Here is a 23,232-nt window from a genome sequence, read left to right on the forward strand (position 1 = left end):
GCATGCCCGACAGCGAGCGCGTCTGCATCCCTTTTCGCCGGTACCACGATCAGCGGCGGCCGGCGCTTCTGGTGGGTCCCCGGAGAACTTCGGCGAAAACTCGTCATCGGAGGAGCTCGCCGGGCCCAAGGGCGTCACCCGTCGCGCCGCTCACCCTGGCGTGGCTGCTCGCCGAGAGGGACGACATCGTCCCATGTCCCGGGCCCGCATGCGGGCCGCCAGAACGTCCCCGTGGCGACCTGAAAGCCGCCGCGGAGGACCTCGCCGAGGTCGTTCCCGGGCGGCGCCGGTAACCGGCTTGGTTGATATTCTCGGGTGAGCTCAGGTCACGACGGCTTGTCTTTCGTGGGGCGCGTTCTGGACGCGTGCGACCTCCGCGGGACTTGGCGGTGACCGACTGGAACGTCATAGGATGTCAAAAAATGTCTGAGAAGTACGTGGAATTCGTCAACCGGTATTCGGCCTTCATCGAGTCGACGATGCCCGACCAGCGGGCGTTCGCCGCCGGGCTGCCGGACTTCATCACCGACGAGTCGGTGCTTCTCGAGCCCAGCAACATCTTCGGCCGCCTGGTCGGGTTCGACGGGTGGGAGCAGTGGCGTGCGGCCGCGTCCGCGATGGCGGTGAACAGCGGGGTCCGGTTCACCACCAGCGCGTCGCAGTGCTTCGCGAACGGGGACGTGGTGCTGCATTACTACGAGGTCGAGTTCTCGCCGCGGCCACGCTATCCGGACGGCTGGCGGACGTCCATCATCGAGCGGTTCGAATTCGCCGACGGAAAGATCGCGACGCTCACCGGGTACTACGCCGACGCCGCCGCGTTCGTCGACTTCTTCGCCTGAAGGCTCCTCATCGGACGGTCGACTGTGGAGCATCATGGTCGTCGGGCTGTTCCCAGGTCGTGTCTCCTAATGGGACTTCACACTCACGGCCAGGTGTTGTCGGCAGCGAGAAGCAGCTCTACGATCCGCCACTCACTTCCGGTGCGGTTGAGCCGGAAGGTGAAGACGCCGGTCCCGAGCACGGCCGCGTCGGATGTCAGCATCAGGTAGGCGGTCGCCAGCGCGGTTGTGGTGTCCGCGCCGCGGACGACGACGTTGGTCAGGTGGTGCCGCCGCTGCCCGGTTTCGGTGATCCACGCGGTTCGCGTGAACTCCAGGATCGCCTCGCGTCCGGCGATGGGGCCGAGAGCTGGCTCGCCGGGGATCTTGAACGTCCAGATCGCGTCAGGAGTCAGGACGGTTTCCAGTGCCGTCGAGTCGTGCTGGTCCAGCGCGAAGGCGTAGCGGGCCAGGGTTTCGTGGACGGCGAGCCGCTCTGCCGGGCTCATGCGACGGTGAGCACGATCTTGCCCTGGAGGTGCCCCCGCGCGGCTCGCTCGTGCGCGGCCCGGGCGTCCTTGAGCGGGAAGACGCTGTCGATCGCGACGCGGAGGGTGCCGTCTTCGAGCAGGCGGCCGATCTCGGTCAGCTGCGCGCCGCTCGATCGGACCTGCGCGGCCGTGACGGTGATGCCCAGCCTCGCGTTCTCCTCGTCGTCGAACTCGCCGAAGTAGACCGGGTAGAGGGAGCCGCCGCGCTTGATCGTCTTGAGGAACCGCCTGCTCTGTGGTCCGCCAACACAGTCCAGGACGAGGTCGACGTCGTGGGCGACCTCCTCGGGGCGTTCCCGGGTGTAGTCGATGACCACGTCGGCGCCGAGGTCACGCAGGAATGCCTCGTGGGCACCGGAGGCGACGGCGATCACCCGCGCGCCCTGCCGCTTGGCGAGCTGTAGCGCGAGGTGCCCGACGCCGCCGGCGGCACCGTTGACCAGGACCGTGCTCCCCGCGTCGAGCGCCATCGGGCGGTGCTGGGCTTGCTGGAACGGCGAGGGGACGTCGTGGCCGAGCTCGACGAGGAACTGCCACGCCGTCAGGCCTGACATGGCCACGGCCGCGGCGTGTTCGTGGTCGACACCGGCCGGCTTGTGCGCGAAGTCCGCCGCCGACGCGGCGACGTACTCGGCGTAGGCGTTGCCCTGCAAGGAGTTCGGGAAGTTCAGCAGGCCGAACACCTCGTCGCCGACCGCGAAGCCCTCGACGCCGTCACCGATCGCCGCGACGACACCCGAGGCGTCGGTCCCCGGAATCAGGGGCAGCTCGACCGGCGGCTTCAGCTCCGCCGGCACGTTGGGCATCCCCTCGCGCGCATACCAGTCCGGCGGGTTGACGCCGACCGCGTGTACCCGGACAAGCAGTTGCCCCGGCCCCGGCTCGGGCATGGGTGCCGCCTCGTAGCGCAGCACTTCGGGGCCGCCGTACTCGTGCAGGCGGATCGCGTTCATGGTCTCTGTCGGCACAGCTCTCTCCCATGTCTCACAGGGGTAAACTCGAAGTGAGTCACCAGACCCGTTTTTCCGGGTCACTGACCCGAATATACGAGTCAGTGACCCGTTTAGGCAAGGAGTGCGGATGAGGGCGGACGCCCAGGCCAACCACGACCGCCTGCTCGTCGTCGCCGGCGCCGTCATCACCGAGCAGGGCACGGAGGCGTCGATGCGCGAGATCGCGCGCCGCGCCGGGGTCGGGCTGGCCACGTTGCAGCGGCACTTCCCGACCCGGGAAGCGCTGCTCGAAGCCCTGCTCCGGGCAAGTTTCGACGAGCTGACCGAGCGGGCGGTGCAAGTCGAGACCTCGAACTCGCCTGGCGAGGCGCTGGTGCTGTGGCTGCGCGACTTCATCGCGGTCTGCACGAACTACCGCGGCGTCGTGTCGGCGATGGTGCAGGCGATCGAAGACTCCGAATCGCCGCTGCACGCCTCCTGCGTCGCGATGCGCGGGTCCGGCGCGCGGCTGCTCACCCGCGCCCAGGAGGCAGGCGCGGCGCGCACCGACCTTGACGGCGCCGACCTGTTCGCCCTGGTTTCCTCGCTCGTCTGGCTCAGCGACCATCCGGGACTCGAAGCACGTGCCGAGCGCCTGTTCGACATCGTGATGAGCGCCATCGTGACGAAGGCGCGTCCCGCCTAGATTTCAGCGAGTCCGTGTGTCACTGGAATCCGCGGCCGATCACGGGGACGAGCGCCAGTGGCCGGACATCGGTGGCGAAGGTCTGCGCACCGGCACGGCGTTGTGGCTCCGCAACGTCGTGAGGCCGGTCGAAGGCCCCTTCGGCGAACAGGTCCTCGATGAACGCGTCGACCTTCTCCTCAGTGACCGACGACATGGCGAAGACGTGTGCGTAGTGGCGTATCCGGCCTGAGCCGGTGCGTATCGGCTGGCACGACAGCGACCACTTTTCGATGACGTGGTCGGCGGGTTTACGGAAGCGCACAGTCAGGGCCATGGGACTGCGGTCGACGTACAGGCCGCCATCGGGGAGCCGGTCCTCGCGGTCGAGGCGGTCCTCCAGTTCACGCAGCGAGCTCTCCAGATATCGGGTGGTGCGCAGCGCCCGCACGGCTTCGGCGGCGTGCTCCCGGATGGACTTGGACGCGAGGTCGTTCCACAGCACCAAAGGGGACAGTCCGTTGCGCGACCCGGCGAACGTGGTGTCCGGGGAACCGGTGTACGCGGGCTGGGACGGTGGTTCGACGCGGAACTTGTTCTTGGTCATGAACACTCCGCACGGCCATGGTGCGCCGGGCCATTTGTGGCCGCTCATCACCAGCGAGCTGACCACGTCGACGCCGTCGACCACCAGGCCGAAGTCGAACTCCGGGATCTTGCCCTTGATCTCCCGGCGCAGTTGCAGGGCCAGGTCGCTGCCACGGTCCTCGGCCGCGGCGATCCGCAGGAACGGCATGAATCCCGCGCCCAGCGCGCCGTCCACGTGCACCCAGAAGCCGCGCCTGCGGTCGGTGCGGCCCGGCTCGAACTCGATCTCGCGTTCCAGCAGGCCGGTCCGTTCGAAGACCGGGATGAGGCGGGCGGCGACCTTCTCGATGTTGTCGTACGCGCCCTTGAACGTCGTGCCGAAGTTCAGCAGCAGCAGGACAGGGTGCCCCCGCTCGGCGAAGAACGTCACGAGCTGTTCCAGTGCGTCCACGTCGATCTCGCCGGTGCCGTCCGGCCCGCCCCGCGAGGGCACCTCCATCGGCCAGTCCATGCCGAGCGGGCACTGCCCCGGGTACTCCGCGCGGCCCACGGCGGCGAACGTGTCGATCGCCAGTGTGCGCACGGCTTTGATGACCGAGTAGTGGGTGTCCTCCGAGTAGAACGCCACCGGCCGGTTGGCGTTGCCCGGTTCCTCGCTCGCGGGCACCGCCTGCACGTACACCATCTGGTCGCCGCCGTCGCCCGGCTCGGTGATCAGTTTCTTGCCGGACAGGTAGTCCCGGGCACTGGCGAGCGCGTACAGGTTGCCCTCGGTGGACCCCATGGTCAGCACGTAACCCCAGTAGCTGTCCGGGTTTTCCGCGTCGTAGGGCCAGGCCGCCCGCCACAGCGACGCGTAGTGGTCGAGTACGGCGCGTTCGACGATTTTCGTGTTGGGCTTGTAGTTGCCCTGCTGGAACGGGTCGCCCACGTTGTTGAGGTGGAACTCCATGAACCGCGCCAGGTCCTGCTGGTAGCGGGCCATGTCCTGGTTTCCCTGAAACCCGACCATGGTCTCGTGCTTGCCGACCAGGTACGTCTCCAGGCGGTTGAGCGCCCGCTTGCGCTGCTGCGCGCTCATTCCTTCCGCCGGGATCTCGAAATCCGCGATGTCCAGCTCGTCCTGTTCAGGGTAGGCCTGCCTCGGGTCACGCGCGGGTTCGGCGATCACCGTCGCCCGCCCCTCGCCCAGCCCGGCCGAGGTCACCAGCGCGGACCAGCTCGTGCCGTCCGGTCCATAAGGGAAGTCGACGTGCTGCGGCTCAGTGGCGTGCCCTGTCATGGCATTCCTTCGCGACAGGCGGATATGGTCCTGCCCGAGGCTGCCAGCGTGGCGTCGTGGTGTCCGCATTTCCGGCGCGGGATCGCCGGTTCGAGGCGGAGGTTCACCCAGCTGCTCCCGCGCTCGTGGCGCTCAGTGCGGCTTCTCAAGGGCGCCACGCCGTTGGCCGACTCGACCGGGTGTACGGTCCGGCCAGCGTCTTACGTACGCATGCCGTGGCATAATCGCGCGCGGGGACCAAAGCTCTCACGGCGGTGGACATGTGGAGAATCAATGTCTTGGGAGCACTGTTCGCGCTAGTCGGAATAGTGGCATGGTTGTCCGCCTGTTCCAGGCTATGGCTCGTTTGGCGGTTGCGGCGCGGGGTCCGCACCACGGCGACGGTGATCGAACACGTCGCTGACCCGGACGAACGCCTCCCGACGCCGGTGATCCAGTTCGTGGACCACCGGGGAAATCGGCGAACGTTCACGCCTGCCTCCTCCTGGACACGTGCCCACGGAGCGCTTCCGGTAGGCGCCGACATAGAGGTCTCCTTTCTCCCGAAAGACCCGGAGCAGGTTCGGCTGCTCAGCGACACAGTGGAGCTCGACGCCGACAAATCGCTCGATGGCCGTGTCCGACGTTTTCTCACCTACACGCTGGCGCCGCCGCCTTTGCCCGGGATGTCGCTCAAGCGCCAGGAAAACCGGCTTCGGCGGAAGTTCCGGGAGCGTGGAATCCGCACCACGGGCACCGTCATCGGCACGAAACCGTCCGAGTCCAGGGTCGAATTCCACGCCCCGAAGCTCCGCTTCGCGAACCAGCGGGGCGAAATGGTCACCTTCGTCGATCGCACAGCGCAAGGCAGCGTCAACGGCCGGCAGTACGGACTTCCCGCGATCGGCGAGCAGGTCCCGATCGTCTACCTGCCGGAATCGCCACAGACAGCCATCATGACCGGCGCCATGCGGACGTTCAGAGACCTCGTCGGCCGGTTCGTCGTCGGGCTCGTTGCCATCGGGTGCGGCCTGGTCGTCATCCTGGCCGCTCCGGAATGACGACGGGCTGCGGATGGACAGGTGATCGGCTCCGCTACTCGAACACTCCGTAGCCCGCGACGGCGTGTGCCCGGACGCCGTCCATGTCGAGTTCCACTCCGATGCCGGGAGCGTCGGGAAGCGTGATGTAGCCGTCCTTGACGATCGAGCCGCTCCCGTCGGGGGCGTGGACGTAGCTGTCCCACACCGCACGCTCCTCCAGGGCGTGCCATTCCTGGACGAGGAAGTTGGGGATCGCTCCGCACTGGTGTGACGTGGCCATCGTGCCCAGCGGCGTCGAGACCAGGTGCGGTGCGAAGGGAATGTAGTGCAGCTCCGCGAGGTTGGCGATCTTCTTGGCCTCGGCGAGGCCACCGCACTTCGGCACGTCCGGTTCGATGACGTCCACGGCGCCGCGTTCGAGCAGCTCGCGGAAACCCCACCGCAGGTAGAGGTTCTCGCCCGCGCAGATCGGCGTGCGGGTCTGCGAGCGCACCCGCACCAGGGCGTCGATGTTCTCCGCGGGCAGCGGCTCCTCGAGCCACATCAGGTGGAACGGTTCGAGCTCCCACGAGATCCGGCATGCGCTCGGCACGTCGTAGCGGGCGTGCAGGTCGATGGCCAGATCGATGTCCGGTCCGATCGCTTCCCGGACGGCTGCCACGCGCTCGACCATCGATCGCAGCTCGGCGGCGTTGATCGTGTGGTTGAAGGCGTCGTACTTGGCGGGGTGGCGCAGGTTGTCGATGTCGAACTTGATGGCGGTGAAGCCTTCGGCGACCATCCGCTGGGCCCGGTCGACGCATCCGGCGACCGAGCCCGCCGGGTCGTCGCCGTCGCCGCAGTCGGCGTAGAGGCGGATCCGGTCGCGGAACTTCCCGCCGAGCAACCGGTGGACCGGCTGGCCCGCGGCCTTGCCCGCGAGGTCCCACAGCGCGAGCTCGATCCCGGACAGGGCGATCACGAACACCCCGCCCTGGGGGCCCGCGAAAACGTTGCCGCGGCGCAGCTTCTCCCAGCACCGCTCGACGTTGCGCGGGTCCTCGCCGATCAGCAGGGGCGTCAGGAAGTTGATCATTCCGACGACGGCGCCCGCGCCGGCGTCGGGATTGGCCTCGCCGTATCCGCTGAGGCCCTCGTCGGTGTCGATCCGCACCAGCGTGGCCTCACCGTGGTAGGCCACCACTGCTGTCGTGACGTTCACAATCCGCATTGCTCTCCCGCCGCCGGGTCGTGCCCAGGAAAGGACTGTCGCGAGGTCCAACTTGTCATATAAGCTGCTGACATGCAAAGGGGACAGGAGTCTCCGGACGCGGTCAGGATCCGGACGCTCCCGGTGCAGGTGGCGGCACACCTGACCCGGCGGATCGTCAGCGGCGACATCGAGGACGGCCGGGCCCCGTCGGAGCTCGACATCTCCCAGGAGTTCGGGGTGTCCCGGGTGGTGGCGCGGGAGACGCTCAAGATCCTCGCCTCGCTCGACATCGTCGACGTCGCGCAGGGCCGCCGCGTCGTCGTGCGCCCCCGCGCGGAGTGGGACTACCTGAGCCCGTTGCTGATCGAGTGGCTGCCCACGGAGATCGTCGGCGAGCTGTTGCAGGAGCTGCACCAGATGCGCGTGCTGCTCGAGCCCGAACTCGCCGCCATGGCCGCGGCCAGCATCACCGAGGAGACGCTGGACCGGCTCAAGACCGAGCTCGACCGCATGTCGGCGCTCGAGGCGGACCCCGACGCCTACCTCGAGGTCGACCACGAGTTCCACATGGAGATCTGCCGGGCGGCCGACAACCGCATTCTCGACCGGATCATGTACTCCGCCCGCTGGCTCGGCACGGCCAGCCGGCGCATCACCAACGAAGCGCCGGCCGGGTTGTGCCGCGCCACCGCCGAGCACGCGGAAATCTACGAGGCGCTGGTGGCGCGCGACCCGGAAGGTGCCCGCGCCGCGATGCGCAGACACCTGAGCAACAACTACTCCACGCTCATCGAGGAGAAGGGGAAGCAGACCAAGCGGGCCGCCCGGCGGCGCTAGCGCACTGCACGACCGGGATCCTCCAACCGACGACGAGGACGGACGAGGCATGGCAGCACCTGCGACACCGCGGATCCGGCTGGGGCTGATCGCGGGCGGGACACTGCACTGCCCGGCGTCGCGCAGGCTCGCCGATCGGTACGTGGCCACCCCGTTCACCGACCGGTCCGCCAAGCAGAGCAGACGGTTCACCGGCACGCCGTGGCAGCTGTCGCAGTACCGCGGCGGCGTGCACCACATCGCCCAGATCCGGGTCGTCCAGCGGGTTCTCGGCTCCGCGCAACGGGCGACCGTACTGGCGCTCGACCCCGAGTCCGGTTCGGGCCCGGTACCGCTGTGGCGGCCCCGTGGCTCGACCGGGCTGGTCGACGGGCTGCCAGCACAACACATCAGCAGTTCGGCGTCCTTCGCCGCATGAACGACCCGCAGCGTGGCGCTCGCCGCGCTGTCCCGCCGGTTGCAACGTCGCCCCGTCGGTACGTGTCCGCTCGATCGGGCGCGAGAGGAGTGGTCATGGAAGGGAAACAGGACTGGTCGAGGCGCTCGTTCCTCGGGATGAGCGCGCTGGGCGTGCTCGGTCTCACCGGGTGCGGGGGTGAGCCCGCCGCGCCGCAGGTCGACGTCCAGGTGCCCAAGGAGTTACTCGACCAGGCGGCCGGGCTGCGTGGCGGCTCCGTCGGGATGCTCTCCCAGAAGTTGTACGCCGAGGCCGCCAACAAGGCGCTGGACAAGTCCCTGCAGGTGTTCGCGCAGGCCACAGGCACCACGATCCGCAACGACCTGGTCTCCGGCGACGCCGGCGACATGGTCGCGAAGATGGACGCCGAGGTGAAGGCGGGCACCAGCCGCGACCTGGCCTTCATGAGCGACCGGCGGTTCGTCGGCCAGCTCCACAACCTCGGCCACCTCACCGACGTCACCGACGTGGTCGAGGAGATGCGCAAGCTCTACGGGGAACCCGCGACGGAGGCGGCCAACTACTGCGTGTTCGACGGTCGCTGGTACGCGATCCCGTACCACTTCATCGCGACAGGGATGTACCTGCGCAAGGACTGGTACGAGGAGAAAGGGCTCCCGCTCAAGCCCCACTACACCTGGGAGGAGTTGCGCGACAACGCGTTGGCGGTCTCCGACCCGGCGAAGCGGCGCTTCGGCTGGGGGCTCACGGTGAACCGCTCCGGCGACGCCAACGGTTTCATCAACAACGTCATCAACACCTACGGCGGGGCGATGGCGGACAACACCGGCACGAAGGTGGTCTTCAACTCGCCGGAGACCGTCGAGGCCGTCGCGTTCATCGGCGACATCTACACGAACCCGAAGTACGCGCCGATGCTGCCACCCGGGATCGGCAGCTGGACCGACTCGAGCAACAACGAGAACTGGCTGGCGCAGATCCTGGGGCTGACGCTCAACCAGTTCAGCGTCTACGCCGACTCGAAGACCAAGAAGAACCCGGTCTACGCCAACACGCACGTGTTCAACGGCGCCACCGGACCGGCGCTCGACCGGCCACTCGCGTTCGGCGAGTCCAACTCGTTCGTCGTGTTCAAGGGGGCGAAGAACCCGGACCTCGCCAAACTGGTGGCGAAGTACATGGTCAGCGGCAGCGCGCTGCTCGGCGTCGCGAAAGAGGCACCGTGCCTGGTCAACCCCTCGTGGGACAAGGTCTGGGACTCCGACCCGTACTACACCAGCGGTGACCCGGCCTTCGCCGCGCTGCGGGAGCAGACCCGCACGCCGCTCCCGGTGACCACCAAGACCGGCTACGCGTTCCCCCAGGCCCCGAGCCCCGGTGAACAAGCGGCCACCGCCGCCTATCTGCTGACCGACATGATGCAGTCGGTCATCCAGGGCACCCGGCCGGCCGACGCCGTCGCCTCGACCCACGCCCGGATCGTCCAGGTCTTCGAGCAGCAGGGCTACAAGCAGTGACCGTCCTGCGTCCGCGCCCGGCGCCGGCCCGGCCGGCGCCGGGCGCGTCGTCCTCGCTCACCAAATCGCAGCGGCTGCTCGGGCGCGACTGGCGCCTCGCAGCGCTGTTCATCGGGCCGACGCTGGTGCTGGTCGCCGGCCTGATCCTGTTCCCGATCGTCAGCTCGATCTTCACCAGCGCCACGGAGCGCCACGGTGCGGAGACGGTCTTCGTCGGGCTGGACAACTACACCGCCCTCATCGACGACACCCTGTTCCACACGGGCGTGCTCAACTCGTTCGTCTTCACCGCGTACGCCGAGATTTTCAAGGTGACCCTCGGTCTCATCGCGGCGTTGATGCTGCACCACATGCGCCGCGGCCGGGCCATCGTCGCCGGGGTGATCCTGCTGCCGTGGGTGGTGCCGACGGTTGTCACGGCCTTCACCTGGCGGTCCTTGTTCGACCCGATCTTCGGCAGCGTCAACGTCCTGCTCACCGATTCGGGGATCGGGCCCGGACTCGCCGCGATCGGGCTCGTCGACAAGTGGCCCGCGGAGTGGTTGTCCGATCCCAACCTCGCGATGCCCGCGGTCATCCTGGTCAACGTCTGGAAGGGCATCCCGTTCTTCGCGGTGACGTTCCTGGCCGGGCTCAAGGCCATCGACAGCGGCCTCTACGAGGCGGCGATGGTGGACGGCGCCTCGCCGTGGCAACGTTTCGTGCACATCACGCTGCCGGGGCTGCGGCACGTCATGATCGTGACGGTGCTGCTGTCGTCGATCTGGACGTTCAACAACTTCGACCTGATCTGGCTGATGACCCAGGGCGGGCCAGGGGACGCCACCGCCCCGTACGTGATGGTGGCCTACTCGAAAGCCATCCTGCAGTTGCAACTGGGCGCGGGCGCCGCGGTCACGCTGGTGATGCTGCCGATCATCGGCATTCTCGTGGTGATCCTCGTGCGGATGATGAGACGCAACGATCTGCCGAGCGCAGGCGACATGGGGCGCAGGCGGCTGACTCCCGCTCAGCGCAGGGCGATGCCGTGGGTGATCGTCGTGGTCTCGGTGCTCGTGCTGGTCTGGGCGTCACCGCAGATCGTGTGGAAGGCCGCGCTCGTGCTGGGCGTGTTCGTATTGCTCGCGGCCGCCGTCGGACGGGTCGTCTCCGCGTTCGCCGCGCGGGGCAACCGGGTGGCCGCACGCCTGGTCAGCGGCACCGGCACGGGGGTCGCGCTCGTGGGTCTGCTGGGCTTCGTGCTCGCCCCGCTCTACTGGATGACGATCACGGCCTTCAAGTCCGACGACCAGATCGTCGCGCGCACCGACGACCTCTGGCCGACCCCGTGGACCACCGAGCAGTTCACCAACCTGTTCACGGGCCGGGCGTTCGGCACCTGGTACGTCAACACGATCCTGGTGTCGGTGGCGTCCACCGTGATCGCCCTGGTCTGCGCGGCGCTGGCCGGCTACGCGTTGGCGCGGCTGAGGTTCCGGGGTTCGGAGAGCTTCACGGTGACGATCCTGCTCACCTACGTGATGCCGGGTGCGCTGCTGTTCATCCCGCTGTACCAGATGATGAGCGGGATCGGGCTCAACGACTCGTTGTGGTCGCTCGTGCTCGCCTACCCCACGTTCACCCTGCCGTTCGCGACGTGGCTGCTCGTCGGCTACTTCAAGTCGATCCCGGCCGACCTCGAGGAGGCCGCGCTGGTCGACGGCTGCACGCGGTTCGGGGCGTTCATCCGGATCGTGCTGCCGCTGGCCAAGCCTGGCCTGCTCGCGGTCGCGCTGTTCACGCTCACCAACGCGTGGAACGAGTTCCTGTTCGCCTTCGTGTTCATCACCAACGACGACTACAAGACGCTGCCTGTCGGCATGCAGTCGATGATCTTCGGCGACGTCGTGCCGCAGGGGCAGCTGGCCGCGGCCTCGCTGCTGATCAGCATCCCGGTCGTGCTCATGTACGCGTTGGGGCAACGGTTCCTGACCGAAGGCCTCACCGCGGGGGCGGTGAAGGGATGAGCGAGGCCCCGGCTATCACCGAGGAGCACGTCCCGACGGCATCCCGGCCGAGCGACCTGCGCATCACCGACCTGCGGGTGGCCAACCTGACCGGCGTGCCGTTCCGCTCGTCGATCATCAGGATCGACACCAACCAGGGGCTGGTCGGCTACGGGGAAGTGCGCGACCAGGCCAGTGCCACCTACGCGCTCATGCTCAAGAGCCGGCTCGTCGGTGAGAATCCCTGCAACGTCGACAAGATCTTCCGCAAGATCAAGCAGTTCGGGTTCCACGGCCGCCAGGGCGGCGGGGTCTCCGGCGTCGAGATGGCGCTGATGGACCTCGCCGGCAAGGCGTACGGAGTGCCCGCGTACGCGCTGATCGGGGGCCGGTTCCGGGACGAGATCCGCTGTTACGCGGACACGCCGTCGCTGCCGGACCCGCACGCGATGGGCGCCCGGCTGCTCGATCGCAAGCAGCGCGGGTTCACGATGCTGAAGATGGATGTGGGCATCGACCTGCTGTGGGACGTGCCCGGGGCGCTGATCGCGCCGCCGGGCGCCCGTGCGGACCTGACGACGATGCATCCGTTCACCGGTATCCAGGTCACCGCGAAGGGCGTCGACCACCTGGCGTCCTATGTGGACGTCGTCCGCTCCGTCGTCGGCTACGACATCGCGCTCGCCGCCGACCACTTCGGCCACATCGCCCTCGACTCCTGCATCCGGATCGGCCGCGCGCTGGAACCGTTCACGCTGGCGTGGATCGAGGACCTGATCCCGTGGCAGCTGACCGACCAGTGGCGCCAGCTCACCGCGGCCGTCGCCGTCCCGACGTGCACGGGGGAGGACATCTACCTCCTCGACGGCTTCCGGCCGCTGCTCGACGCCGGCGCCATCCGCGTCGTGCACCCTGACCCGGCGACGGCGGGCGGGATCGCGGAGACCAAGCGGCTCGGCGACTACGCGCAGGAGCGCGGGATCGCGATGGCGCTGCACCTGGCGGCGTCGCCGATCGCGACGATGGCGTGCGTGCACCTGGCCGCCGCCACGGAGAACTTCCTCGCGCTGGAACACCACGCGGCCGACGTGGAGTTCTGGAGCGACCTCGTCACCGACCTGCCCCGCCCGCTGATCCAGAACGGCCACATCACGGTGCCGCACACGCCAGGACTGGGGTTCGGCGACATCGACGAGGAGCTGCTGCGCCGCCACCTCGACCCGCGCGATCCGGTGTTCTTCGCCGAGACGACGCACTGGGACTCCGAGTCGAGCCACGACCGGCTGTGGAGCTGAGAGCGCCCGTCAGGCCGGGCCCTGCTCGGCACGCCACCGCTCGTACTCGGGCCGGGCCTCGTCCGACAACGGGTAGTACAGCCGCATGTCGCCGCCCTCAGCCAGCCGGAGCCGGGAGAACTCCTCCCATTCCGCGTGCTCCTGGGCGACAGCCAGCAGAGTGGGCGCGAGCTTGATCGGTACCACGACCGCCCCGTCGTCGTCGGCGACGACGATGTCGCCCGGCTCGACGAGCGTGCCACCACACGCCACCGGCACGTTGACGGCGGCCGGGACGATGTCGGTCTGGGCGTGGAAGTTCGGCGTGGCGCCCCGGATCCATAACCCGAGGCCGAGCCGCTTGGCCTCGCCGATGTCGCGCAGGCACCCGTCGATCACCACACCGGCGCCGCCGCGGCCCTTGAAGTAGGTCAGCATCATCTCGCCGAACACGCCGCTGCGCATGTCGCCGCGCGCGTCGACGACGATCATGTCACCGGGCTGGGCGTGGTACATGACGTGCCGATGCAGCTGCTTCTCCGGCTCGGCGTACTCGTCGACGGGGTAGAGGTCCTCCCGCTTCGGCAGGAACTGCAGCGTCAGCGCCGGGCCGGCCACGCGCACGCCGGGGGTCACCGAAACCGGGCCTTGGATGAACGCGCTGCGGATGCCCATGCGGCTGAGCTCGGCGCTGGCCGTCGCGCTGCCGATGGCCGCGAGGGCCGCACTGAGCTCGGCAGGCGGGCGAACGATGTCGTGCGACTCGACCACGTCGGTAGCTCCCTCGGGTCCGCGCTGACCGAAACTATCGGAGAGTTTCGATGGGATTTCGATCAAGCGTAGTCCGGCGAACCTGCTTTTGGCGATGCCAGGCGAGTGGCGGCGCGGTGCTGCTCCGCATGACCAGTGCGCCCTTGTCCGACAACGGGTGCCGGGCCACGTACTCCACACTGGAGCGCAATTGCAGGAAGGCAGCCGGACATGGGCGACCGGCACGATCGTGCGTAAACGGGTTACCGGCGGACGGTGCTCTGGTGATGGCCGTAGGGCGCGGCGTCGAGCAGTGTTACTCGCACGGTGTCTCCATTGGGGACCGTGTACGTCCGCTGCTCGCCGCGTCGGGCGCCGTACAGTGCGATGCCGATCGGCGAATCCGGGGAGTACACCTCGATGTCGCCCAGTTCGGCCTCGTGCCGGAGACCCAGCAGGAAGGTTTCCGTGTCGTTGTCGTCGTCGTAGCGGACGGTCAGCACCATGCCCGGTTCGGCGATCCCGTCGTCCGGTGGATCCTCGCCGACAACCGCGTCGCGCAGGAGATCCTGGATCTCGCGGATCCGTGCCTGCCGTTGCCCGGTCCGCACGATGGTGTCGTGATCGTCCCGGTCGGCGGTCGTGACATCGGGATCGGCGTTCCCCGTCGTGTGTTGGTGGCGCAGCAACCTGGCGAGCTCGTCGCGAAGAGCTGCATGGGCGTGCTGCGACAGCCAGTGCCGCGAAGAGGTGCTGGTCATCATGATCGGCTTTCTCGTCGTCAGTGCGCTGAGGAGGCGTTCGTGAGGGCTGGCGGGGTACTCCAGCCCTCACGAACCTTCGATGAGTCCCGCGTGTCAGCGGTCCTCTGGGCTACGTGTGTGCTCCCGCGGGACGGCCTTCGCGTCGACGGCGAACCAGGTGGCCGCCTTCAGCAGGATTTCCTTCTCCGTGCGCAGCAAGGCGTTCTCTGCGCGGAGCCATGCCAGCTCGGCGTGCACGTCGTGGATGACGGGCCGCTCACCGCGCCCGGAGGAAGACGCATCGTCGGGATCGATCGGGTCCATGTGCTTGTCCGGAGGTTCGCGTCGGGTCAGCGCAGGGGATCGAACTCGCGCAGCGCATCGGGTTGTTTGCCGGTGGTGATTTGCTCGGCCAGCAACCGCCCGGTGATCGGTCCGTGGGTCAATCCCCACATGCCGTGCCCGCCTGCGACGAACAGTCCAGGGGTGTTCGTGGCGCCGATCACGGGTCGTCCGTCGGTGGTCACGGGCCGGGCACCGACCCACGCATCGGTGCGCTCGTCCCAGCGGATGCCGGTGAGCAGCGGCCGTGCCGAGGCGATGATCGCGTCGATGCGGGCCTGGTCGAGCGGTGCGTCCGGGTCCCGGAACTCCATGGTCCCGGCCACCCGGATGCCGCCCTGGTACGGGGTGCAGGCCACGCGGATCTCCGGCAGGTAGATCGGCCCTGGAACCGGATGGTCTGTCGGTGCCGTGAAGGAGTAGCCGCGCCCGGCGCGTACTGGGACGGTGACTCCCCATGTCCTGCTGAGTTCGCCAAGCCACGCTCCGGTCGCGACAACGACAGCGTCGGCAGACAGCGACCGGCCCGTGGCCGACTTCACGGTGTAGCCATCACGGTCCCGTCGCACAGACGTGACCTCGAAGCGATCATGAACGGTGGCGCCGCGGCTGACCACTGACTGGCCCAGCGACTCCACGAAGCGTCCAGGATCGACGTACCGTTGCCCGTCGAGCCGGACGCCGGCGCCCAGGCGGGCTGTCGCCTGCGGGAGTTGTTCGCGCAGCTCGTTCGCGGTGAGCCGGACGTAGGAGATGTCCTGCCCCGCGTCGCTGAGACGTCGGAGTTCCCCGAGCAGGCCCGCGGCGTGTCCGGCGGTTTCGAACACCGCCGTGATGGGCGCGTCGACAGTCGGCGCGGTCACGCCGTTGGCGCTGAGCTCGTCGAAGGCTTCCAGGCATTCCTCGTTCAGCGGCAGGTTGGCCCGCACCGCACGTCCCCACTTCTTCCAGGTGCAGTGCGCCGCGAACCGGGCGAGAAACGCCCACAGACGAGGGTCGGGACTCGCCGGAACGTGCAAGGGAGCTTGCCGGTCGACCAGTGACCGCAGTCCGTAGCGCAGGACGTTCGGTTCGTTGAGCGGGATCGCCAGCCCAGGCGAGAGCCAGCCCGCATTGCCCCACGAGGACCCGGCCGCGACGCCCTTCCGGTCGACCACGGTCACCGTCACCCCGCGGTCTTGCAGGAACCACGCGGTCGACAGGCCGACGACACCGGCACCGATCACGATCACCGACCGCGGGCCGCCGTCGATCCGGTCAAGATCGCCCATGACTGTCCTCCACCGCACGAACCTGTTGCCTCTGCGGCCAGGATGGCTCGGGTCGGCCGAGTGATCGTTGTCCGGAATCGACAAACGCGGTGGATCGGTTTGTCCGGACCGGTCAAGGGGAGTCTTCGGAGACCGCCAGTTCGATGATCATGGCCAGCCGTTTCGCGGGCAGGTCGAGCTGGAGGGTGGTCACTTCGGCCATCTTGCGCAGCCGGTAACGGATGGTGTTGGGGTGTACGTCCAGCCGCTCAGCGGCCTGCGCCAAATCGCCCTGGGCCTCCAGCCACGCGCGCAACGTCGCGATGTAACTGGTGGCATGGGCCGCGTCGTGACGGCGCAGGTCGGCGATCGGTCCTCGGGTCGGCGCCCGCCCGGAGGCCGCCGCCGCGCGCAGCCGCAGCACCAGAATGTCGTCCCACGACTCGTCATAGGCGATCGCCGTATCCGTGACCGGTTGCGCATCGTGTAGCGCGAGGCATTCGTCGGCTTCCCGGCGGCTGGCCGGCAGCTCCGCGGACGATGCCGCGGCGCCGATCCCCGCGGTCACCCGCACCTGGCGAGGCAGTGCCTCACATATGCCGCTGATCCAAGCTCGGGCCGCGGCGACCTCGTCACCGGGCAGAATCGTGTACACGGTGTTGCCGAACAACGTGCTCCGTCCCGGCCGCGACCAGCCGAAACCCGTAGTCGCGCGTTCGAACGCCAACAAGAGCGCGGCATGGCGCTCCTCGGCGATGTGCGCCTGCAAGGCGATCACCCGGAACTGGCCGGGCGGCAAGCCGAGCCGGCTGATCACCGCCGCGGCGTCGGCCGTGCCCTCGAGCAGCCGGATCACGAGATCGGACTCGACCTGGCGTTCCAGGTCCGCGCTGGCACGGGATCGCAGCAAATGCAGCGCCACCGTGCGCGAACTGTCCCGCAGCACGGCACACCCCGCGTCGGTCAACGGGCGCTCGCACTCCACCCAGATCGAGCCCAGTGATTCCCGGCCCGCGCGCACCGCCACCACCATGCGGCCGCTCAGCCCGTGCTCCGGCGAAGCGGCCACGAACAGCGGCTCATCCGACACCGCGAGATGATCGAACACGCCCCGTTCCTCGAACAACGCCCGCACCGGATCGGGCACGCGTCGTCCCATGATCGTGTTCAACCGGACCGGATCGGCGTGCTGCTGCACACTCGAATAGGCCAGAACCCGTGACAGCTGGTCTTCGATGACCACTGCGCTGCCCACCGCTCCCGCGAGGCTGTCGGCCAGGGCGAACAAGTCGGTCGGCCCGCGCCCCGACTCGGTTTCGCGGCCCTCCAGTACCAGCCCGTAGACCATGCCGGCGAGCTGGCTCCACGACACATCCGGATCCACCACGAGCACCGCCACGCCGCTGCTTTCCGCGCGCGCGATCGCCTCCTGGTCCAGGCGCTCGGGATCGCCGCGGACCAAGACGACCAACGCGTGCGCGGCAGCGGCCAGCTCCACGGCCGCGGCCACCGACTCCGATCCCACCGCGAGGAACGCGTCCCCGCGCGGAGCGCTTCGATCGGTCGGGTCGTGCATCACCACGTCACGCAGGGCCACATCCCGCGAGACGGGACAGCACCACAACCGTGCTCCATACCCGCCGAGGACGTTCACCAGCCGATCCAGGGTCACCATGACCCGTTGACACCCCACTCATCCACAGCGATGCCGGACATGGACACCTTCTTCCCGAAGTTCTCCGTCGTACGGTATTGCCGCGTGCCGGACATCGCCCGAACGCCCCTGTTGGTGGCCAGTTTGAACTCCCCACTGGCGGCCAGTTAGTGGGGAGTTATCTGGCCATGCGCCCCATTACGTAGCGTGGCTCTCGGCCGACGTGGCTTAGCCCGCGGAGAGCTGCCCGCCCATCGGCTGGAGTGGCTTCGATCTGCCTTTTCTGAGGCCGAGGGGACCACCATCTCGCCAGTCTTGGGACCAACCGACACCAGCGCGGAAGTGGAACGGGTTATTACGCGGTCCGGCGGGCCGCCGCCGCGTTCCTGAACGACCGATCAGCGGAATAGCGGGCGGATTGCCCCTGCAAAACCATTAGTGAATCGACTTGCTCCGCTGATGTACTGATGTGCCACTGTGAGTCTGCTGCGCGACGGAGGTAATAGTTGTGACGGGCTATGACGCGCTTGCCGAGGTGTACGAGTGGCTCATCTCCGATGCGAAGCTGGCTCCGGCCGAGTTCGCTGCGTCGTTCGATGATGCCCTCAGTCTCCTGCCGTCGAACGCTCACGTCCTCGATTGTTCGTGCGGAACCGGACAGTTGGCGGTTGGCCTCGCCGGTCGTGGCATACAGGTTGTCGCAACTGACGCCAGCGAAGCGATGGTTCGTCGGACTGCGGAGTTGACCGAGGAGTTCGGGGCATCCGTCCGAGCCGTGCGGGCGAGCTGGGAAGAGTTGCCTGACCATTTCGAGGACGGCACGTTCGACATGGTGTTCTGCGTTGGCAACTCGCTTCACCATGCCGCGGGCGCGACAGGCAGGGGTGCTGCTCTGGAGTCGATGTCACGGCTCTTGCGCCGTGGCGGGCGCTTGGTGCTCACATCCCGCACGTGGGAACTCGTGAGGGCCAGAGGTTCCCGGCTGGACATCAGTGACCGACTCGTCCGCCGGAACGGTCGCGATGCCGTCGTGGTCTACCGCTGGGAGATCGCGCCGCGTTGGGAGGAGGAGCACCACATCGAGATTGCGATCGCCCAGGTTGATGCGACTGGGTTGGTTCTCGTCCGCTCGGAACTGCTGTCCTGCTGGCCCTACCGGTACGAGGAACTCGAAGTCGAGCTGCACCGGGTCGGACTTCGGACGGAAGTGAGCACGTTCGATCTTGAGGCCGAGAACTACATGGTGGTGGCGAGCAAGGTATAGACAACGGGCTCTCAGTCCCTGGCCGGACCGCGCCGTTGCTCGTAGGAAGCTAGCGCTCTCGTCGGTAGAAGAGGGCGTTCTCGGCACGAGGAGACTGGCCGCGAGCACCGCTATCGAGAACGTGTTCTTACAACGCCGCCGAGCTGCGAGGTGGTCTTGTCGCTCGCAGCACGTTGGTCCCACGACCTTGGCAACTGACGGATCTCTGCGCCACCGCGCCGCGCTGGCGGTCCAGGCGCGATCAAAGTCGCGGCATGACTTGCATGGCTGCGGCGTCGACAAACCTGCTGCGATCACTGACCGTGAAACTGGCCGCCAGCGGGGAATCCAACTGGCCGTCCGTGGGTGGCCGTCCACGGGGAATCCGACTGGCCGCTGACACGCCCCGAGCGTGCGGACACCGCCTTGTCTGGGAGCTCGCCGCACATCGCTGCTGTAGGCGATGAGTTTGACGCCATCGCGAGACCGGCGACGCGGGAGCCAGGTCCTTTGGTGACCTCCATGCGGTGTCGGACGGCCCAGCTTCGGCTTGCGGCGCCGACATCGCCTCCAAGACGGGGGCAGAAGGCCCGCGACAGCAACTTGACAACATAGTCTGATATTGTCAAGTATGTCTAAGGTGTCACTGAGTGAAGGAGGCCTCGTGCGGCCGACCGCCACACTGCCCATGCTGTTCACCGCGGAGTTCTTCCAGGACTCGCACCGCATCGAGGCGGCGATGCGTGAGCAGGCGCCGGCCACGCTGGTCCGCACGCCTGCCGGACTGCGGGTGTGGGTGGTCACCAGGTACGCGGAGGCCAGGGCGGTGCTGTCCGATCCGACCGTCCATAAAGGACCTGGCATCGTCGAAGTGGCCCGGCGCAACGTCGAGGCCGACGCGCACGGCGCGGAGGCGGAGTTCGTCGCCGGGCTCGGCGGGCACATGCTGGCCAGCGACCCGCCGGACCACACCCGGCTGCGCCGCCTGGTCAGCCGGGCGTTCACCCCTGGCCGGGTCGAGGCGATGCGGCCCCGGGTCGAGGAGATCACCGCCGGGCTGCTGGCCGCGCACCGGCCGGGCGACCGGGTGGACCTGCTCGACATGCTGGCATTCCCGTTGCCCATCACGGTGATCAGCGAGCTGCTCGGCGTCCCCGGCCACGACCAGGACCGGTTCCGCGCGCTGTCCAACGAGCTGGTCGCCACGCTGTCCCCGGACGCCGCCGCCGCGGTGGCCGGCTACCTGACGGAGCTGATCGCGGCCAAGCGCGCCGATCTCGGCGACGACCTGCTCTCCGCGCTGATCGACGCGCACGACGGGGACGACTCCGATCGGCTCAGCGAGCACGAGCTGGTGTCGATGGCGTTCCTGCTGATGGCAGCCGGGTTCGAGACCACCGTGAACCTGATCGGCAACGGCGTGCTGGCCCTGCTTACGCACCCCGACCAGCTGGCAGCGCTACGCGCGGACCGGGCGCTGCTGCGCGGTGCCGTCGAGGAGTTGCTGCGCCTGCAGAGCCCGGTCGACATGACCACCTACCGGTACACCACCGAGCCGCTCGACCTGGGCGCCGTACGCATCCCAGCCGACGCGCTCGTGCTGGTGAGCCTGGGCGCGGCCAACCGCGACGAGGCCCGCTTCCCGGGCGCCGACACCCTGGACCTGACCCGCCCGGCCGGCGGGCACATCGCCTTCGGTCACGGCATCCACCACTGCCTGGGCGCTCCGCTGGCCCGGCTGGAGGGCGAGATCGCCATCGGCGGCCTGCTCGACGCGTTTCCCGGCCTGTCGCTCGCGGTGCCGGTGACCGAGCTGGCCTGGCGGCCCAGCGCGATCGTGCACGGCCTCGAGAAGCTCCCGGTCGTCCTGTGAGCCCGGCCGACCCGCAGTCCACATCGGACCGGCGGGAGCGCATCGTCGGCTCGGCCACCGAGGTGTTCCTGCGCTTCGGGTTCCGCAAGACCTCGATGGACGACGTCGCACAGGCGGCCGGCATCTCCCGGCAGGGCCTCTACCTGCATTTCAAGAACAAGGCCGAGCTGTTCGAGGCGATGATGGAGCACATGCTCGCCGGCATGTGGGCCGGCTGCCGGCAGATGTTCGACCGCGACGACCTTGACGTGTCCGATCGGCTGATCGGCGCGCTCGACGCGTTCCATGGCCTGACGGTCGGCCGGGTCGAGCTGGGCCGGTTCAGCGAGCTGCTCGACACCGCGCGCTCCTTCGCCGGGCCACGGCTGCGGGACATGGAGCGCGAGTTCGTCGAGGAGCTGGCCGGTCTGCTGGACCGCACCGGTGTGGCGGCCCGGTGGACCTCCACCGGGCTCACGCCGTTCGACCTCGCCGAGCATCTGTTCGCCGCGTCGGCCGGGGCGAAGTACGAGGCCCAGACCCACGACGCCTACCTGGCCTCGGTGCGCATCGCCGCCACGGTGGTGACCAACGGGCCGGACCGACCGCCGACAAGCCCGTCCCGGCGCCGAGCCGGTCGGGCGTGAAGGTGGTGTATCCGGCTCGGTTCGCGTCCGCGTTGGCCGAACGGTCGCGTCCGTCCGTCGCTTGTGGACGGCTGCGGCCACGGCCGGTCGACCGCGGAGCCGACGGCGAATGTGAAGGCGGGCAGATCGGCGTCGCGCTCCTTGACCAGCGACTGGTTTCCCGTCCTGGCAACGGGAAACGGTGAGGAGTCATGGCAATGTGTCCACATGCGGCCGCATTTCTCTGATCGGGCATGATGGACGCATGCACGCAGATGCCGTAGCGGTCCTCCGCGAAGTCCGCGACTTGCTGGCGAGCTTCAGGACACCATCCTGCATCCATCGTGTCGACGAGTTGGAGGGAGTCACCGACAAAATCACCTCCTGCGCCACGGAACTACCCGACGCCGACGCGGAACATCTCCACCAGCGTCTCGCGTCCGCGGTCAAGGCCATCCAGAAGGCGGAGGAGGCGGCACAGTCCCATCGGCGAAACCGGCTGACCCGGCCGATCTCCCAGGCGCGATTCGCCCTGCACACCGGGTCGGCCATGGGCGCGATCCAGGTTGTTCTGGAAGAACTGGACCCCTCGGAGATCGCCTACCGGGACAAGTTGCGCGATCAGTAACCCCAGGACGGGGTGACCGGCCGCGGGCCGGTCACCCCGTTCCTTGCTGCGGCGCACCGCTTCGAGTCCATTACGGACACCCTTTCCGGAGCTGACGGACCGGGCGCCGCGAGATCAAACACCACCGGACTCGGCCCGCCACACCGCTGGCAACCACCGCGAGGCCAGTTCCGGCTCATGCGTCGATGCCGTCGTTGTCATTCGGCCGATGCACGCGCGACTGTATCCAGGACTACGTACTCAGTTGATATCAAAGTGACGAAAATAAACCGATGTCAAGGACGGCGGAACCATCGGCGGTGGGTGTGTTGAGATTGGCGATCGTGCCGGTGAGGCTGGGAGATCTGTACTGGAACGTGTCCGGCGCCAATGGGTTTGCTCGACGGGGAGATGACGATGAACGCGGCGGCTGCACAGGGCAGGTACGTCGACGATGGTCAACGCCTACGTAACAATCGGGTTTCTGACCTAGATGACTGATTCCGTGAAATTGGTGTTCAGTGATCGAACGCGATCAGTGACCGCTTGCTGGTCACGCCGGTTTCCCAGTTCTGCCAGATCCCGGCGGCCATGGCCAGCAGGCGCTGGGCGACGCGGGTGAACACCCCGGCTGGAGTGCGGGCGCCGTGGTGCTCCAGGTCGAGCTGGCCTTTGAGGGTGTGGTTGACCGATTCGATCCACTGGCGCACGTGGCCGAGGTTGCCGTGGCGGTAGGTCTCGTCGCGGCGGTCCGGGCGCAGCAGCCGTAGTCCCATCGCGGCGGTCAGCTCGTGGAAATGCTTGCCGGCGAAGCCTTTGTCGGCCAGCAGGATCTGTCCGGAGCGGATGAGATGATGGTTGTGGTCCAGCAATGCGGCGAGTACCTCGCGCTCGCCGAGCTTCGGGTTGGCCAGGCACCACATGATCGGCATCCCGTCGCCCGTGCAGACCAGGTAGAGCTTCAGGCCCCAGTAGAACCGGGAATGCGCGGCGCAGTAGCCGTAGTTCGCCCAGCCGGCCAGGTCCGAGCGTTTCACCGTCTCGCGCGACATGCCGCACGG

22 protein-coding genes are annotated in these 23,232 nt (G+C 68.1%); 12 read left to right on the forward strand and 10 right to left on the reverse strand.

The annotated features are described in order from the left end of the window. The first annotated feature begins 422 nt into the window (after positions 1-422). Positions 423-842: a nuclear transport factor 2 family protein gene (locus GC106_RS35930; protein ID WP_173139836.1), complete on the forward strand. Its 420-nt coding sequence runs from the start codon at positions 423-425 to the stop codon at positions 840-842. A gap of 83 nt (positions 843-925) precedes the next feature. On the opposite strand, the gene GC106_RS35935 is transcribed toward GC106_RS35930, so the two are convergent. Continuing rightward, complete coding sequence (locus tag GC106_RS35935) at positions 926-1,330, reverse strand: nuclear transport factor 2 family protein (RefSeq protein ID WP_173139838.1); 405 nt, start codon at positions 1,328-1,330, stop codon at positions 926-928. After that, positions 1,327-2,340: an NADP-dependent oxidoreductase gene (locus GC106_RS35940; protein ID WP_173139840.1), complete on the reverse strand. Its 1,014-nt coding sequence runs from the start codon at positions 2,338-2,340 to the stop codon at positions 1,327-1,329. The genes GC106_RS35935 and GC106_RS35940 overlap by 4 nt, the downstream gene beginning before the upstream one ends. Positions 2,341-2,452: 112 nt before the next feature. Between GC106_RS35940 and GC106_RS35945 the strand changes: the two genes are divergently transcribed. Next, on the forward strand, positions 2,453-3,010 hold the full coding sequence (locus tag GC106_RS35945; RefSeq protein ID WP_173139842.1) for a TetR/AcrR family transcriptional regulator: 558 nt from the start codon (positions 2,453-2,455) through the stop codon (positions 3,008-3,010). Positions 3,011-3,029: 19 nt separating this feature from the next. Here the strand turns inward: GC106_RS35945 and GC106_RS35950 are convergent, their stop codons facing one another. Beyond that, complete coding sequence (locus tag GC106_RS35950; protein WP_173139844.1) at positions 3,030-4,859, reverse strand: PLP-dependent aminotransferase family protein; 1,830 nt, start codon at positions 4,857-4,859, stop codon at positions 3,030-3,032. 581 nt (positions 4,860-5,440) lie between these two features. Here GC106_RS35950 and GC106_RS48345 point away from each other — a divergent pair. Further along, the gene (locus GC106_RS48345; RefSeq protein ID WP_246367540.1) at positions 5,441-5,899 is read left to right on the forward strand and encodes a DUF3592 domain-containing protein; all 459 of its coding nucleotides are present in this window, start codon (positions 5,441-5,443) and stop codon (positions 5,897-5,899) included. 34 nt (positions 5,900-5,933) lie between these two features. On the opposite strand, the gene GC106_RS35960 is transcribed toward GC106_RS48345, so the two are convergent. After that, positions 5,934-7,091: a mandelate racemase/muconate lactonizing enzyme family protein gene (locus GC106_RS35960; protein ID WP_173139848.1), complete on the reverse strand. Its 1,158-nt coding sequence runs from the start codon at positions 7,089-7,091 to the stop codon at positions 5,934-5,936. 72 nt (positions 7,092-7,163) lie between these two features. Here GC106_RS35960 and GC106_RS35965 point away from each other — a divergent pair, with 72 nt between their 5' ends. From GC106_RS35965 to GC106_RS35985, 5 genes are all read left to right on the forward strand, one after another. Further along, positions 7,164-7,910 carry a FadR/GntR family transcriptional regulator gene (locus GC106_RS35965; RefSeq protein WP_217281395.1) on the forward strand — a complete coding sequence of 249 codons (747 nt, stop codon included), beginning with the start codon at positions 7,164-7,166 and terminating at the stop codon, positions 7,908-7,910. A gap of 49 nt (positions 7,911-7,959) precedes the next feature. Continuing rightward, positions 7,960-8,328, forward strand: coding sequence for a hypothetical protein (locus tag GC106_RS48350; protein WP_246367541.1), 369 nt, complete (start codon positions 7,960-7,962; stop codon positions 8,326-8,328). A 95-nt stretch (positions 8,329-8,423) separates the two neighbouring features. After that, positions 8,424-9,845, forward strand: a complete 1,422-nt coding sequence (locus GC106_RS35975; RefSeq protein WP_173139855.1) for an ABC transporter substrate-binding protein — start codon at positions 8,424-8,426, stop codon at positions 9,843-9,845. Then, positions 9,842-11,851 carry an ABC transporter permease gene (locus tag GC106_RS35980; RefSeq protein WP_173139857.1) on the forward strand — a complete coding sequence of 670 codons (2,010 nt, stop codon included), beginning with the start codon at positions 9,842-9,844 and terminating at the stop codon, positions 11,849-11,851. The genes GC106_RS35975 and GC106_RS35980 overlap by 4 nt, the downstream gene beginning before the upstream one ends. Next, on the forward strand, positions 11,848-13,125 hold the full coding sequence (locus tag GC106_RS35985; protein ID WP_173139859.1) for a mandelate racemase/muconate lactonizing enzyme family protein: 1,278 nt from the start codon (positions 11,848-11,850) through the stop codon (positions 13,123-13,125). The genes GC106_RS35980 and GC106_RS35985 overlap by 4 nt, the downstream gene beginning before the upstream one ends. Before the next feature lie 9 nt (positions 13,126-13,134). On the opposite strand, the gene GC106_RS35990 is transcribed toward GC106_RS35985, so the two are convergent. The 5 genes from GC106_RS35990 to GC106_RS36010 all read right to left on the reverse strand — a co-directional run bounded on the left by GC106_RS35990 (position 13,135) and on the right by GC106_RS36010 (position 17,864). Continuing rightward, positions 13,135-13,875: a ribonuclease activity regulator RraA gene (locus GC106_RS35990; RefSeq protein WP_173139861.1), complete on the reverse strand. Its 741-nt coding sequence runs from the start codon at positions 13,873-13,875 to the stop codon at positions 13,135-13,137. A 242-nt stretch (positions 13,876-14,117) separates the two neighbouring features. Next, positions 14,118-14,618: a GreA/GreB family elongation factor gene (locus GC106_RS35995; protein ID WP_446684953.1), complete on the reverse strand. Its 501-nt coding sequence runs from the start codon at positions 14,616-14,618 to the stop codon at positions 14,118-14,120. A gap of 93 nt (positions 14,619-14,711) precedes the next feature. Beyond that, the gene (locus tag GC106_RS36000; protein ID WP_173139714.1) at positions 14,712-14,921 is read right to left on the reverse strand and encodes a hypothetical protein; all 210 of its coding nucleotides are present in this window, start codon (positions 14,919-14,921) and stop codon (positions 14,712-14,714) included. Positions 14,922-14,947: 26 nt separating this feature from the next. Further along, on the reverse strand, positions 14,948-16,210 hold the full coding sequence (locus tag GC106_RS36005) for an NAD(P)/FAD-dependent oxidoreductase (RefSeq protein ID WP_173139863.1): 1,263 nt from the start codon (positions 16,208-16,210) through the stop codon (positions 14,948-14,950). A 112-nt stretch (positions 16,211-16,322) separates the two neighbouring features. Further along, positions 16,323-17,864 carry a PucR family transcriptional regulator gene (locus GC106_RS36010; protein ID WP_173139865.1) on the reverse strand — a complete coding sequence of 514 codons (1,542 nt, stop codon included), beginning with the start codon at positions 17,862-17,864 and terminating at the stop codon, positions 16,323-16,325. 487 nt (positions 17,865-18,351) lie between these two features. On the opposite strand from GC106_RS36010, the gene GC106_RS36015 reads away from it, so the two are divergent. The 4 genes from GC106_RS36015 (at position 18,352) to GC106_RS36030 (ending at position 22,192) form a co-directional block, all read left to right on the forward strand. Then, positions 18,352-19,107, forward strand: a complete 756-nt coding sequence (locus GC106_RS36015) for a class I SAM-dependent methyltransferase (protein WP_173139867.1) — start codon at positions 18,352-18,354, stop codon at positions 19,105-19,107. A gap of 643 nt (positions 19,108-19,750) precedes the next feature. Continuing rightward, a complete protein-coding gene (locus tag GC106_RS36020; RefSeq protein ID WP_312873155.1) occupies positions 19,751-20,959 on the forward strand; it encodes a cytochrome P450 family protein in 1,209 nt (402 codons plus the stop codon). After that, positions 20,956-21,585, forward strand: a complete 630-nt coding sequence (locus GC106_RS36025) for a TetR/AcrR family transcriptional regulator (protein ID WP_173139869.1) — start codon at positions 20,956-20,958, stop codon at positions 21,583-21,585. The genes GC106_RS36020 and GC106_RS36025 overlap by 4 nt, the downstream gene beginning before the upstream one ends. Positions 21,586-21,829: 244 nt before the next feature. Further along, complete coding sequence (locus tag GC106_RS36030; protein ID WP_173139871.1) at positions 21,830-22,192, forward strand: hypothetical protein; 363 nt, start codon at positions 21,830-21,832, stop codon at positions 22,190-22,192. 497 nt (positions 22,193-22,689) lie between these two features. On the opposite strand, the gene GC106_RS36035 is transcribed toward GC106_RS36030, so the two are convergent. Then, the coding region (locus GC106_RS36035; RefSeq protein WP_173139873.1) for a transposase at positions 22,690-23,232 on the reverse strand (543 nt) is incomplete at its 5' end.

It is taken from the genome of Kibdelosporangium persicum, assembly GCF_013280595.1.
In the GTDB taxonomy this organism is placed as follows: Bacteria; Actinomycetota; Actinomycetes; order Mycobacteriales; family Pseudonocardiaceae; genus Kibdelosporangium; species Kibdelosporangium persicum.

Coding starts and splice junctions, on each gene's coding strand:
- GC106_RS35930 (WP_173139836.1), top strand. CDS start 423: ATGTCTGAGAAGTACGTGGAATTCGTCAACCGGTATTCGGCCTTCATC.
- GC106_RS35935 (WP_173139838.1), bottom strand. CDS start 1,330: ATGAGCCCGGCAGAGCGGCTCGCCGTCCACGAAACCCTGGCCCGCTAC.
- GC106_RS35945 (WP_173139842.1), top strand. CDS start 2,453: ATGAGGGCGGACGCCCAGGCCAACCACGACCGCCTGCTCGTCGTCGCC.
- GC106_RS35950 (WP_173139844.1), bottom strand. CDS start 4,859: ATGACAGGGCACGCCACTGAGCCGCAGCACGTCGACTTCCCTTATGGA.
- GC106_RS35960 (WP_173139848.1), bottom strand. CDS start 7,091: ATGCGGATTGTGAACGTCACGACAGCAGTGGTGGCCTACCACGGTGAG.
- GC106_RS35965 (WP_217281395.1), top strand. CDS start 7,164: ATGCAAAGGGGACAGGAGTCTCCGGACGCGGTCAGGATCCGGACGCTC.
- GC106_RS48350 (WP_246367541.1), top strand. CDS start 7,960: ATGGCAGCACCTGCGACACCGCGGATCCGGCTGGGGCTGATCGCGGGC.
- GC106_RS35975 (WP_173139855.1), top strand. CDS start 8,424: ATGGAAGGGAAACAGGACTGGTCGAGGCGCTCGTTCCTCGGGATGAGC.
- GC106_RS35985 (WP_173139859.1), top strand. CDS start 11,848: ATGAGCGAGGCCCCGGCTATCACCGAGGAGCACGTCCCGACGGCATCC.
- GC106_RS35995 (WP_446684953.1), bottom strand. CDS start 14,618: ATGATGACCAGCACCTCTTCGCGGCACTGGCTGTCGCAGCACGCCCAT.
- GC106_RS36000 (WP_173139714.1), bottom strand. CDS start 14,921: ATGGACCCGATCGATCCCGACGATGCGTCTTCCTCCGGGCGCGGTGAG.
- GC106_RS36005 (WP_173139863.1), bottom strand. CDS start 16,210: ATGGGCGATCTTGACCGGATCGACGGCGGCCCGCGGTCGGTGATCGTG.
- GC106_RS36010 (WP_173139865.1), bottom strand. CDS start 17,864: ATGGTGACCCTGGATCGGCTGGTGAACGTCCTCGGCGGGTATGGAGCA.
- GC106_RS36030 (WP_173139871.1), top strand. CDS start 21,830: ATGCACGCAGATGCCGTAGCGGTCCTCCGCGAAGTCCGCGACTTGCTG.